Raw genomic sequence first — 13,505 nt, 5'->3', positions numbered from 1 at the left:
CATCCAAACGATGAGATAGACCGGATCCAAAGGGCGGTTCTGCCATTCCTGAGCAGCCTGGTTGACTTTGTTCGTGATGATGGAAATAGCTGATGTGGACAGTTCTATCTCATAGATTTCACGCATCTCCTCTTCTATGTCTGACACGCTCATTCCTTTGGCATATAGGGAGATAACAAGTTTTTCTTTAATATTATCGACACTATACAGGGACATTCAGTAAATGTCTATAGTATAACTCCTCAACCAGTTCCAGACACCAATCATTAAAACAGGGATATTCCTAAAATAATAAAATTTAAGGCAACTAATTCATTGCGAGTTAGTTGCCTTTTTTGTATCTTTAAGCATTCCCCCCAAAAAACGGTTTGACGGCCAAAACGGGGGTAATCTAAAATAAAAACACATGGTAAAGATACAAAAAATCTCAGAAATCGAACCTCGTTTAGGTTTTACCGAGTTCGATATGCTAAAAAAATATCGTCAAAGTTTTGCAACGAGTGAATTAGGTCGCCTCCATGCTCTGTTTCCTTTCTCGGAACTGGCCCGACAAATGCATTTGAAGTCCTCTGCTTTGGGTCGTAAAAGTTATTTTTCTTCCGAAGGTAAAATAGCCTTGATGGTCTTGAAGTCCTATACCAACTTTTCCGATGCACAACTGATTGAGCATTTAAACGGTAATATTCATTACCAGTTGTTTTGTGGTGTTCAGATTGATCCGCTTCATCCACTAACCAATCCTAAAATCGTTAGTGCAATTCGTCAGGAACTAGCGCATCGCCTTGACGTTGAGCCCCTCCAGCTCATTCTTGCCGAGCATTGGAAACCTTATCTTGAGAACCTTCATGTCTGTATGACCGATGCCACCTGTTATGAAAGTCATCTGCGTTTTCCTACTGATACCAAACTCTTATGGGAAGGTATTGTATGGCTTCATCGTCATCTGTGCAAACATTGCCAGACCTTGCACATACAACGTCCCCGTAACAAGTATCTTGATGTACGCCGTGCCTATCTTGCTTATAGCAAACTGCGTAAACGCAGGAAATCACAGACTCGTATGATTACACGAAGGTTACTTCAGTTATTGGAAAATTCAATACTGCCAACAGATAATCCAAATGATCGCCTGTCATAATATAACAGGCATTGTTCATTACATAATTGTTGGCATCATATGCAAAAGCCATTTGGTTTCCGATTATTTTCCATACAATTTTTGGCTTAGAAAAATCCTCCCAATAACTGATGCTATCTTGTGTTTCAAACCACTCGTTACTAGTTTTCTTTCGGGCTTTTATTTTTTTGCCATTAACAATATGAGTTTCTCCTGTTTGTTCTAAACGCTCTATGCCAATTGACAGAAGATAATTTTTCACCGCAGGATAACTTTCTATATCATAATGCCGCGAAGGAAATGTGGCTATAATCCACAAGTCCGCCCATTCATATTCATATCTCTTGATATCCCTGCCACGAAGAATCGGTCGTATAAGTTCAGCCGTCCGAACACGTTCATCTTCTGTTTGACAATTCGCTAGTATCTCATCACGCTTTTCGGTAGAAATGATAAAAGCATCATTGAAACCAGTTTTTATCCCATAGTTGATTTGGATGTTCCAATCCTTCAAGGGTATTCCCACAGACTCAATCTTCTGCTTGATGCTCTGTTCAATGGGAGACAATATCACCCATGGGATAGAATCTGCAAAGTTACACTTCACGCCTTGTTGCTGCACGAAATCGCTCAAATTATTCAAGCCATTCGAATCTTGTACCAAACAAGCTTGTGTGTTAAAAATATTTGCTGCTTTTTGAGATAAAAGAATATTTGCTTCTACCGTTATTGCATCGAATATTTTTATACCTGCAAAATCTACCAACATAATAGGATTGGTCTTGCTTGCGAAATAACCTCGCAAGGCTTCACCATACCCTGCACGCATCCATTTATTAGACGTGATATAGCAAAGAAAACCATTGGGAGTAAGCAGGTTCATACCCAACTCATAGAAGAGGCAGTAAATATCACCAGTGCGTGCATAAGTTATGTAACCCATGCATTCTAATACATCGGCACTCTTACCCATAGATTGTAACTGAATGTAAGGTGGATTGCCAATGATACAGTCAAATCCCAAGAAGTTGCCTTCGGCATCGAGTACTTCTGGAAACTCTATACGCCATTCGAATGCACCAAGATAAATTTTGTTGGAGCGTATTTCCTCAAATATATTTTCTAAAGTCGCAATTTCTTTCTTTAAATCGGCAATGCGCTTGTCCGACGCTTTCTTTTCCTTTTTTGTCGGTTCAAACAGTTGAGGCGCTTGTAAGTTTGCCAACTCAGAGCGGCGTTTGTTCAATCTAACCAATCGTGCATCCCGGCGGTTGATCTCTGTTTTCAGTTTCGACTTGATTTCTGTTATAAACGTTTCCAAATCCTGCTTTTCGCTTTTACTTTGGGCATTTTTATATTTAGCTACAGCCTCCTTATATTGGCTGATGCTGATACTAGACTCTCGCAGTACGGTCTGAATACTGTCTGTCAAAGCGAATCGGTGAAGCAAAGAATTTCCACATTTGATGTTAATGTCGATATTTGGTAAGGTTTCTAAATAAGTGTAATTACTTTCAGCCGTATAGTAAGCATTCTTCAACAATTCAATCCACAGTCGTAGGCGGCAAATCTTCACAGAGTTGGGGTTAATATCAACGCCAAATAAACAGTTCTCAATGATTTGACGCTTCTCCTTGAAAAGAGTTTCCTGCATGCGGCGACTTTCCGCATTGAGTGGGTTGTAAGCAAATAAATTACCTTCGGTATCGGTAACAATCAGCTCGTCATTTTCAATGGCAAGTTGATAGTCCGCTTTGCGGATACGCTTACCGGTAGCATCTACCAAAATACCTAATTCGTATTTCAAGAGTATCAGTTCATTGAGAGCAGACACAAGAAAGTGACCCGAACCAACAGCTGGATCACACAGTCGCAAACTGTTAATTAGTTCATTAGCTTCGACTATATTGTCAATATGGTTGTATAGTTCTATACGGGTGGTACAATTCCAGCCATAATAACCATTAAACTTTTGCAACACGGTCTTGGTGATTGCTTCACGGCACATGAACATAGTGATAAAGCCTGGAGTGAATACTGAACCATCCTTGTGACCATTTATTTTCTCGAATATAAGCCCTAAAACAGAAGCATTGATGAGTGTTTTAGCCTCTTCTTGCACTTCTTCACTGCCTTCGCTCGCAAAGTTATAAGCGTCGAGAAAAGCAAACAAATATTGCAGGGTGGGTAATGCGTTGACTTGTAGATTGCGTTTTTTATTTCGTAATACGCTACTCGCCAAGACAGGAAGTACCGTACGTTGTGAAAGGCTGTTTATCTTAATTGTTTTACTTTCCAAATCTGTCACCTCGAAAAGAGAACTGTTAAGATAGGGAACGTAAGCAAAATCACGCATAATGGAGTGTGTGCGGCTGCCCATGTCACGTGCAAGCACTTGGAAAAAGAGTGTGTTGAGATCATCATAGTCATGAATCTTAGTTATTGAAAGAAATTTATAGATTGCATCTCCATTGTGGTATTTCAACATCTGAGCCTCCAACAGTTTCAAGAAAAGGATACGATTCATCCAAGTAATACACAATTCCATTGCAACATTGAATAACCGTTCCTCATAATCATTCCCATACAAACGACCATTTATGTGACGCAAACAATCTTCTGCATCCAGTTGGTTAATAGTATTCTCTAGTAATGAAGCCTCGTCACGCCGTTCCACAGCTTTGCGTACAATCACGGTTTTATTATTCTCTTTGCGTTCCTCAATACCAATAATGTGTAGCAGCTCAGTGTAGAATCCACGGTTGAGCGAATTGCTGTCATTTTGGAACGATAGCTTCAAAAGATGTGTATCGCTGAATATCTTATAAAGTTCGATAAGTTTGCGTGAAGCGCTACTGTCTGTTCTATCAAGCAGGTGTTGATAGTCTTGTAAGTTGAAGTAAGTGTATTCAAGGCTATCTTTCACCTCCTCAATATAGGTTGTTGCAATTTCAGTATAGAAGAAATCGGTTTTGTTACTGGTTTTGCGTCCATCCACAAAGTCTTGAAACTCACGACGTAATTGTTTGTTCTGATAGAATTTGCGTTCAAACTCATGGGCATCAAAAATAAAGAATTCATGAATATTAGTAGCGATGAGATATTTAATATCATTGTTCTTCTTATTGACACGTTCTTTAAGATAGTATAGCAATAATTCCTGCAAAGCCTTACGATTAAGATTGTCATTAGAAATCATCTCACCTTTGTTGGTGGTACTCTTTACTTCAATCAATAACCCTATATTGGACTTGATAGTTTTATCCAATCGGATAGCCAAATCAATATCTTCTTCGGGAGCCATGTAGTATGGCTTGTAGAACGTTTCACTCAGAAAATTACGTAAATGTTCTTTTTGCGTGTGTTCTCTTTGCCCATCCACAATATTGTCTCTCAATGTGCGAAGGGCATTTTTGAATAAGTCAAAATCTGTTGTTTCAATCGCAACCTGTCTATATGCTTTGTTCAAAACTTGATTCGGTTTGAGTAGTCCCATAATGTTTGGTAAATGAGTTAATAAAATACAAAGGTAGTCTAAAAACTTGATAATAAAGAATGAACGTATTGGTTTAACGAAAGTTTGTTCTACTGCCAGCCATTATCAACAAACAATAGCAGCAGTAGATTTGACATGATTCTACTTATTATATTGTAATAGCCAGCCAAAGTAATCTTTTCACATCCGGATCTATCACAGGTTGGATAAGTTGTTAACCTGAAGGTAACCGACCTGATGGTATAGGAACAGGAAGAAGTCTGTAATCATGGCATTTACCCGGATAGAGAAGCCACATTTTTTATTGCCGGACTTCCGGCATTGCCTCATCCATGTGTGAAAAGGAGTTTTTTCTTTCACCACAACGTTCCTTTCACATACCCAAAGGGGGTAGTGGATCCAGACCTGCTTCGGCTTTCTTTTTCCTTCCCATATGACAAAAACCGACTATCCATGACTATTCCTGCCAGTGTGCCGGTCGTGCTTGCCTCTCATGGTTTCTTCCCTTATATTCGCACTGATATTTAAACGAGTTGAAAATATGGAAATATGCTACATCGAGGCCGGTGTCCTTGAGAGGATGCTGGCGCGCGCCGAGAACCTGTCCGCACGTGTGGACAGATTGTATGAGAGAAACCGCTGTAAGGAACCCGGAGAGTGACTGGACGGCCAGGATGTCTGCCTGCGCCTTGACATCTCGCCGCGTACCCTGCAGACTCTCCGCGATACCGGACGGCTGGCGTTCACCCGCCTCCAGCGCAAGTTCTATTACAAGCCCGGGGATGTGGAGAAGTTGATGGTCTACGTCGGCATCAGACGCAAGGAGAAGGAGGTGAGAGAAAGAAGGAAGAACGGAAACCTTTAAAGAGCGGAAGAGATGGAAGGCATTATCGACAAGGAGAACGAACGTGTCCGCAGGTTCTTTGCCCTGCTGGACGACATGGAGAAAAAAGTGGAACGTCTTGCCCGTGACAACCGTCCTCCCTTCAACGGGGAACGGTTCCTGACCGACAGGGAGCTTTCCGGGATGTTGAAGATCAGCCGCAGGTGCCTGCAGGATTACAGGGACCAAGGACGGATTCCCTATATCCAGCTTGGCGGGAAGATCCTGTACAGGCAGTCGGACATCGAGAGGCTGCTGGAGGAGAACTATCACCCTGCATTGGTATAATATCGTATTTAAGTTTAAGGATTGTCGCCGGAATTGCATTTACGATTCCGGCGGCAGTTTTTATTTAGCCTGCGGCTTCCTTGCCGGCCGCGGGCTTTCTTCTTTCCATCAGCCGGTTCATGTCCGAGGATATCTTCCGGTCGGTGACCTGGGCGTAGACCTGCGTGCTGTCGATGTTCGTGTGGCCCATCATCCTGGCGATGCTCTCTATCGGAATACCTGCGGTCAGTGTCAGGGTCCCGAACGAATGCCGGGCCATGTGGTAGGACAGGTTCTCTTTCATGCCTAATGCCACGCCCATTCCATGTACCTCATACCAGAGGACGTCGCGGACCGGCAGCGGGAATACCGGCCTGTCGTCATCCGTGGTTTTGTAAAGCTCCAGTATCTGTCCGGCTATGGGATGCAGCGGGATGAACGCCTCCACGTCCGTTTTGGCGCGGCGGATGCGGATATACCTTCTTCCTTCCGAAGTCGTTCCGATGTGACGGGGATGGAGAGCCCTCGTATCCGCGTAGGCCAGACCGGTCAGCGAGGAGAAGATGAACGTCCTGCGTGCCAGCTCCATCATCGGGTCGGGCAGCGGGGTTTCCATCATCCGCTTCAGTTCACTGCGGCTGATATGCCTTAGTTTAGGTGTTTCTTTCCTCTCGTATGCCACGTCCTCTATCGGATTGGCTCTTAGTATTTCCCGGTCCACGGCGATGTAGATGAGCCGGTTGAGCCAGCACAGGCAGTGGTTCACGTGTCCGTTCCTGTGTCCCAGCTCCTTCTTGAGAAAGACCTTGAACGATTCGGCGAACTCCTCGGTGATGTCCGAAAAGGCGATGTCCTTCATCCCGCGGGATTCGATGAACTGCCTGAGGTTGAGCTGGGTGGTCTTCGACTGGCGGTAGGTGGAAGTGGAGTTGATCTCCTTGGAGCGGACCCTGAGCCGTTCGCGTTCCACCTCTCCGGCCTGCAGGAGGTATTCCGGTACGGAATTGGCGCCTGACACGGTGGTCTTGAGCAGTTCGGCCGTGACCACTCCCTGGTTCCTCAGCAGGTTCCCGTACGCCTCTTCCAACCGGCTGCGGAAGGCGGCAAGGCGGTTGTTCTCCCTGGCTGTTTTGATTTCACACTTCTTGCTGTCCCAGTCCCCGGGTTTGCAATAGACGCCTGTCGTGACTGCCGATTTCTTTCCGTCGATGCTGATCCGGCAGAGGACGGCGGTCGTGCCGTCCGATTTCACCTTGTTACGGTTGATGTAGAATAAGAGCTTGAATGTACTGCGCATGATAATGATTGTTTAGGGATTAAAGGATAAGTTTCAAATCGCGGGTTGCCTCGACGAACCTGTCCATGTCCTCGAACAGCTTCTTCGGGGTTACGCGCGCGTATATCTGGGTGGTCTTTATGTTGGAGTGTCCCAGCATTTTGCAGATGGTCTCTATCGGCACTCCCTCCTCGAGCGTGACCAGCGAGGCGAAAGAATGCCGTCCCATGTGGTAGACAAGGTCCTGGCTCAGCCCTGCCATCAGGCGCAGGGATTTCATATTGGCCCTGAGCGTGTGGTAGTCCTGCGGCGGGAAAAGAGTCTCGCGGGTATCGTCCCGGTATTTCTCAATCAACGCGACGGCTTCCGGAAGCAGCTTGACACGTCCGAGGTAGTCGGTTTTCTTTCGCTGGTATTTCAGCCAGAGGCTGCCCTCGTCATCCCGGAAGAGGTTCTTCCGGGTGATGCTTACCGCATCGGCATAGGCGGTGCCGGTGTAACAGGCGAAGAGGAAGAGGTCCCGGGTGATGACATGTGACCTGCGTTTTTCCGGTATCTCCAGATCACGCAGCTTCTCGAAATTCTCACGGCTGAGTGCTTTCGGTGTTGTCTCCTTCTGCTTGGGCAGCTTGAAGTGGCAGAAATGGTATTTCTCCGAGTGGCCCTCCTTGTAGGCGATGCGGCAGATCTTTTTCAAGATGGCCAGGTAGCCGCGAAGCGTGTCCACGGCATATCCCTTTTCCAGAAGGATGAAATCCTGATAGTCGCGGATGAACTGCTCGTTGAGCTGCCCGAAGACAAGGTCCGGAACCTTGAATTTCGCCTTGATGAATTCGGAAAGCGTGCGGTAGGTGAAGAGGTAGGTCGAGAGTGTGGTGGGCGCACGGTCCACACCGACACGGGCCTTCATTTCCCCGTTATGCCGGTCGAGAAGTTTGAGCAGGGTCATCTGCATGCCCGCATTGCCCTGGAACATGTCCCTGACCGCGGCGGCATCGAAATCCCTTTTTCTTTCCATGAGGGAATTGAAGGCCGAGTGTACGGCAAGCAGCAGTCTTTCTATTTTTTCATTGGTCTCCACCGCTTCCCGGCTCTTGCCGTTCAGCCGGCTCTCACGCGCGTTCCACAGCCCGGGGGTGCAGGAGAGCTTGCAGCTGAACTGCGCCATCGTGCGGTTGAGGGTGATCCGTCCCATGATCGGGGCTTTGCCGGTCTTGTCCGGCTCGCTCTTTTTCAGGTAGAGCAGCACCTTGAATTTTTCCACTTTCATAACGCTCTTTTTTAGGTTGTAAAAATACTCCTTTGAAAAGCGTCCTTTGGCATGCAAAACATTGAGAAACAGTGAATACAAATCCGCTTTGTTCTTATCGGTAAAAATTCGGTTACCTGCCGTCGTTTCCGAAACAGGCGGCTAACAGTCTGGTAACTGAAACGTCGCAATATTTTGTTTTCTTTTGCAGGTCTGTCTGTTCTGCAATTCTCGCAAAATGCTTAATTATAAACGTTTTACGTTTAATTATCGTCATTCTGTTTTTTATTGCATTTCTAAATATTACTTATACAGCACGTCATACTTGGGCGACGACTGCGTATTATTGCGAAATTCATCCGGGCATTATTTCCGAAGCAATGGGACATTCGTCTATCACTGTAACGGAAACTTATTTGAAACCTTTTCGAAGTAAGAAAATTGATGAAGCAAATAAACAGGTGCTCGACTTTGTAAAACGCTCGGTGATGGGTGCAAGTGCTTGATTTTTACTCTGTTACTTCGTAGGTAACGGGTTGAAATATCGGTGCAAATATGAGCATATTTCTTAAAACAACCAAACGAAATCATACATTTTTTCTAATAAACTACTCAAAAGAGGAATTAAACAAATAAAACACACGGATTCTTTGTATTAGGACTTTGTTAACTTCTAAATTTTGCAAAAGATTTCCCTCCCTCTACTGCCTTTCAGAAGCAGGGGTAAAAATGTTTCATTGCTTATCGTCTTATTTTTCAGTATTGACTACTCCAAAAGAGCAGGTACAAAGGTTTATCCGTTACCTACGAAGTAACGGGCGGCTATTATTGAAACTTAGTGTTTAATAATATATTATTAATGTAATTTTTAAGTAGTTACGAAGAAAAAATTTGTTAGGGTAATGCTTTTTGGGGCATTGACGCTTGCGGTTAGTACAACTGTAACGAGTTGTAAGGACTATGACGATGACATCAAAAATCTGCAAGAGCAGATTGATAAAGTTACGTCCACTAATCCGGTGAGTACAGAGGACATGAAAGCGGCCATATCTAGTGCCATTCAAACTTTGCAGACTCAATTGCAAACTGCTATTGATGGTAAGGCGGATAGCAAGGCAGTACAGGATTTGCTGAAAACAGTAGAAGCGTTGCAGACTGCGTTGGAAAACAAAGCAGATGCAAGTACTATTAAAACATTGGGCGACCAGATTACCGAACTTTCAAAACAAGTAAACTCAATCGAGGGAACTTTGAACGAAACGAAAAAAGATCTGGAAGCTAAAGTTGCCGACCTGACAGAAAAATTGGCTGGTGCTGCATCTAGCGAAGACCTGAAAAAATTAGCAAATGAACTGGCAGAAGCTAAGAATGAATTGAAGGCTGTAAAAGATATGGCTGACAATAATGCGGCTGCTATTGTTGAGATACAAGCTAATATCTTGGAACTGCAAAAATTGGATGGCAGAATCACCGCATTGGAAACATTCAATCAAAACGCTGCATTGAAGGATGATTTGACTGCTTACGTAGCCCATTCTGAACTTGCAGGATTGGTTGATAACGAAGTTCTGGAGTTGCTGAAAGACAATGGCTCTATTGCTAAATATGTAAACGAGGTTATTGAATCACAGGTATTGGCGGAAACCTCTGCTATCAATCTTGCTATCAAAGGTGTAGACGATAAATTAGCAACGTTGAGTACTAGTTTTGAAACTTATAAGAGTGAACAGGCAACTGCTTACCAAACTGTTACCAGTAATATCACTACGCTTACTACATTTAAAACAACTATCGAAACAGCTTTAGCTGGTGGTGGTTATGAAAATTTTGCGGCAGTATTGGCTGAAATCTCTACGATCAAAGCTAGTTATGGCTATTGCGCTACTAAAGCAGATTTTGATAATAAAGTAGAAGCCTATCTTGCTACTTATAAAAGTGGGGTAGATGGAGAGTTTACTGCATTAAAAACTCGTATCACAGCACTTGAAAATCAGATTCAGAGCGTAGTTTATGTTCCTGAATATGAAGATGGTAAAATCATCTTTATGTCTTATTTCTACGATAATAAATTGGTAGCTGAAACGAAACCGATCCAGATGAAATTCCGTATTTCTCCTGCAACGGCCGTTGCCAACTTCGCAGAGAATTATGCTCCTTCGTTCGACGGACAGGAAATTAAGACCCGCACAGCCGAGATTTATAACATTGAGAAAACGGAAGTAGACGAAGCTACAGGTATCGTTACTTTTACTATTTCTACTTCAACGGACAAGAGTTTCGCTGTTAGTCTGAATCTTATCGCTAAAGATCAAAGCAAGAATCTGACTAATATCAGTTCGAACTATTTCCCGGTAATTTCGGATTATAGAGCGATTACTGATGTAAAAGTGGAATCACCGAATAAAGAAATTGATTATATTCTTTATGATAAACCTCTATCAGTTGTAGATTATGCAACGGGAGCTGTTCTTCAGATTACTGGTAAAAATAGAGCTGGTGATGATGTTACTAATGAGCCAATGGCAAGCAGTGTGAATGCCGAGAAGTTCGTAGTATCATATAAGGTAGAGGGCGATGATGCGGCTTCCTATACCATTGAGAAGGGTGTACTGAAGTTGAAAAATTATACTGATGCTTCTAATGGTAAAATAGCCAAACCAAAGGCCACTGTAACAATCACTGGTACTGATTTCGAGAAAGTTACTGCTTTTGCTGATGTTACCGCTAAAGCGGCATTGACAGATCCGGAAGTTTCTCCAACTATTTCGGCAGTTAAATTTGATGGAACAAAAGAACAAGTAGCTGATGTGACAGTTCCTTATGGTACAACTGGTGGTAGTACTGATATTGGTATTAGTCAGGAAGTTTATGAAAAATTGCCAGCAGAGAATTTTGCCTTTAAAGCTGCAGAAGGAGTATATTTGAGATTTAAAGCTAATACCACTACAAACGAATTGGAAATTGTAGTTCCGAAGGGTACAGTAAAAGATACTTATGTACCGGAAGTAAAAGTAAAGGTATCTGATGTACAGAACTTCACTTTGAAACCATCAATTACAGTTGAGGTAACAGATGCTGATTACACATTGACGTATGATGATAAGATTATTACTGGTGGATCAAGTTTGGCTTTGACCGCAAATCTTCTTCCGGCAGACAAGCCTACATCTATGAATTTCATGATGGAAATCCCTTCTCTCTTTGCGAACTATGCAACGATTGTGGACAATGCTAAGAAGGTAGGTGCTACTGTTCAGTTCTCACTGAAAGAGGCGATCACTGGTGTTAGCCTTGCAGATAATGTCTTGAAAGTGGATAATACATACTCTAACCCTGCTCCTGCTAAGGCTATAGTAGTTGTTGCTAAGGTTATTGCTAAAAATGCGGCTGGAGCAGATATCGAATTAGTAACTTCTAAGGAAACAACCTTTACTCTTGCTGATCTTAGTGGTGAATGGACTGCTCCGACTGCTACAACAGTGAAGATTGGTAGTGATAAAGTGGATGCAACTACTCAACTTGCAACAGGAGCTATATGGAAAGCTTCTAATAAAGAGAAAATGTGGGAAGCAGGTAAGGAAGTAAAAGCTGGCGACAAATGGGGAGCAGCTCCATTAGGCATATTCGGATTTGTAGCTCCTACATTTGAATTGGCTGATGCCGCTAATGCTAAATATGTTACTTTAGATAAGAATACGGGTGCTTTGACTCTTACCAATACAGGAAAGCAGTTGAAAGCTGAAGTTAGCATTATTGTTAACATTGTTGCCGAATCACGTTGGGGAACAATTACTAATTATGCTGCTGGTAAAACGGTTACAGTGAAAATAGATCCGACAAAAGAGTCAACTAGTATTCCAGACTAAAAACCCTTCTTCACCTATGTGTGAAAAAGATATTTTTACCCCAGAACAAAGCGAAGGACACAGCTTGTGAAAGTCCATCCTTCCATCTTTGTTCTTCTATTAGAAAAGGGATGCCACCCTAATTTCCCACTGGCATCCCTTTTATCTTTACTCTTGGAACGTCTTTTTTGTTGTACTAGAATCAAATTGCTAGTCCCTCATTTCCCTATAGGTAAAGGAGGCGTTCACAAGATATAGAAAACCCGAGCTTGCGAAAGTCCGGGTTTTTGTTATAAATCGACTTTGATAGCTTTCTCTATAAAAACATCTTCGTTTTCAGTTTTGTTCGTATGATGAGTTTTTAGATGAAAGAATACTTGTATCTTTATTGTCGAATAAATTAATAAATTGAGAAAATGTTGAAAGTAGTAACATTTATGAAGCAAGTAGCCACGGGGCTACAGGTGGAGGGAAACTTCGGTACTGCACACGTTTATCGTAGCAGTCTGAATGCCATCATTGCTTATTGTGGGAAAGCGGACTTCACCTTTGAAGAAGTGAGTCCGGAGTGGTTAAAAGGATTTGAAATACATCTTCGTAGTCGTGGTTGTAGCTGGAACACCGTTTCCACTTATCTGCGTACGTTTCGTGCGGTTTACAATCGTGCCGTCGATCTTGGGAAAGCTCCTTATGTACCTCATCTGTTCCGTTCTGTTTATACCGGTACTCGTACCGATCATAAACGTGCGTTGTGTGATGAAGATATGAAGAAGGTGTTTGCCAAATTGTCTCGTACGTCAGGTGTGCCATTTGCTGTATGTCAGGCGCAAGAGTTGTTCATTCTGATGTTTTCGCTTCGTGGTATGCCGTTTGTCGATCTCGCTTATTTGCGTAAGAGTGATTTGCGTGATAACGTAATAACATATCGCCGGCGTAAAACAGGGCGCCCGTTGTCTGTGACGTTGACTCCCGAAGCGATGATCCTGGTGAAGAAGTATATGAATCGCGATCCCTCTTCTCCCTATTTATTTCCATTGTTGAAAAGCCGTGAAGGAACTAAAGAGGCGTATCGCGAATATCAGTTGGCATTGCGCAGTTTTAACCAACAGTTGATGTTGCTAGGTGAATTATTGGGATTATCCGATAAATTGAGCTCGTACACCGCCCGCCATACCTGGGCTACGACAGCTTATTATTGTGAAATCCATCCGGGTATTATTTCCGAAGCGATGGGACATTCGTCTATCACTGTGACGGAGACTTATCTGAAACCTTTCCGGAGTAAGAAAATTGATGAAGCAAATAAACAAGTTCTTGACTTTGTAAAACGTTCTATTGTAGGTGTAAGTGCTTGGAAATAACTCTGTTACTC

At 43.2% G+C, this 13,505-nt stretch carries 7 protein-coding genes and 2 pseudogenes; 5 read left to right on the top strand and 4 right to left on the bottom strand.

What is annotated here, in order from left to right; all coding sequences use genetic code 11:
- A pseudogene (locus BSCG_RS25805) lies at window positions 1-174 on the bottom strand (transposase); the annotation flags it as partial.
- 232 nt (window positions 175-406) lie between these two features.
- On the opposite strand from BSCG_RS25805, the pseudogene BSCG_RS25810 reads away from it, so the two are divergent.
- Window positions 407-1,093 (top strand): annotated as a pseudogene (locus tag BSCG_RS25810) (transposase); the annotation flags it as partial.
- Here the strand turns inward: BSCG_RS25810 and BSCG_RS25815 are convergent.
- Window positions 1,065-4,613 (bottom strand): Eco57I restriction-modification methylase domain-containing protein, encoded by a 3,549-nt coding sequence (locus BSCG_RS25815; protein WP_004311263.1) that lies wholly within the window; start codon window positions 4,611-4,613, stop codon window positions 1,065-1,067. The pseudogene BSCG_RS25810 and the gene BSCG_RS25815 overlap by 29 nt on opposite strands.
- 661 nt (window positions 4,614-5,274) lie before the next feature.
- On the opposite strand from BSCG_RS25815, the gene BSCG_RS28440 reads away from it, so the two are divergent.
- Together BSCG_RS28440 and BSCG_RS0127105 are read left to right on the top strand one after the other, a co-directional pair.
- Window positions 5,275-5,478: a helix-turn-helix domain-containing protein gene (locus BSCG_RS28440; RefSeq protein ID WP_032849094.1), complete on the top strand. Its 204-nt coding sequence runs from the start codon at window positions 5,275-5,277 to the stop codon at window positions 5,476-5,478.
- Between the two features lie 12 nt (window positions 5,479-5,490).
- Window positions 5,491-5,784, top strand: a complete 294-nt coding sequence (locus BSCG_RS0127105; RefSeq protein WP_004311261.1) for a helix-turn-helix domain-containing protein — start codon at window positions 5,491-5,493, stop codon at window positions 5,782-5,784.
- 64 nt (window positions 5,785-5,848) lie between these two features.
- Here BSCG_RS0127105 and BSCG_RS25820 read toward each other — a convergent pair whose 3' ends face one another.
- On the bottom strand, window positions 5,849-7,060 hold the full coding sequence (locus BSCG_RS25820) for a site-specific integrase (protein WP_008774659.1): 1,212 nt from the start codon (window positions 7,058-7,060) through the stop codon (window positions 5,849-5,851).
- Window positions 7,061-7,079: 19 nt separating this feature from the next.
- Window positions 7,080-8,309, bottom strand: coding sequence for a site-specific integrase (locus tag BSCG_RS25825; RefSeq protein WP_004311259.1), 1,230 nt, complete (start codon window positions 8,307-8,309; stop codon window positions 7,080-7,082).
- An 881-nt stretch (window positions 8,310-9,190) separates the two neighbouring features.
- On the opposite strand from BSCG_RS25825, the gene BSCG_RS25830 reads away from it, so the two are divergent.
- Together BSCG_RS25830 and BSCG_RS25835 are read left to right on the top strand one after the other, a co-directional pair.
- Window positions 9,191-12,154: a hypothetical protein gene (locus tag BSCG_RS25830; protein WP_008774657.1), complete on the top strand. Its 2,964-nt coding sequence runs from the start codon at window positions 9,191-9,193 to the stop codon at window positions 12,152-12,154.
- Window positions 12,155-12,549: 395 nt separating this feature from the next.
- Entirely contained in the window at window positions 12,550-13,494 is a 945-nt protein-coding gene (locus BSCG_RS25835) for a tyrosine-type recombinase/integrase (RefSeq protein ID WP_008644687.1), read from the top strand.
- The last annotated feature ends 11 nt before the right edge of the window (window positions 13,495-13,505 follow it).

This window comes from Bacteroides sp. 2_2_4, from assembly GCF_000157055.1.
GTDB lineage: Bacteria > Bacteroidota > Bacteroidia > Bacteroidales > Bacteroidaceae > Bacteroides > Bacteroides ovatus.
Note: the sequence above shows the minus strand (reverse complement) of the source record. Positions and strands in the feature narration are given on the sequence as shown.

Coding starts and splice junctions, on each gene's coding strand:
- BSCG_RS25835 (WP_008644687.1), top strand. CDS start 12,550: ATGTTGAAAGTAGTAACATTTATGAAGCAAGTAGCCACGGGGCTACAG.
- BSCG_RS0127105 (WP_004311261.1), top strand. CDS start 5,491: ATGGAAGGCATTATCGACAAGGAGAACGAACGTGTCCGCAGGTTCTTT.
- BSCG_RS25825 (WP_004311259.1), bottom strand. CDS start 8,309: ATGAAAGTGGAAAAATTCAAGGTGCTGCTCTACCTGAAAAAGAGCGAG.
- BSCG_RS25830 (WP_008774657.1), top strand. CDS start 9,191: ATGCTTTTTGGGGCATTGACGCTTGCGGTTAGTACAACTGTAACGAGT.
- BSCG_RS25815 (WP_004311263.1), bottom strand. CDS start 4,613: ATGGGACTACTCAAACCGAATCAAGTTTTGAACAAAGCATATAGACAG.
- BSCG_RS25820 (WP_008774659.1), bottom strand. CDS start 7,060: ATGCGCAGTACATTCAAGCTCTTATTCTACATCAACCGTAACAAGGTG.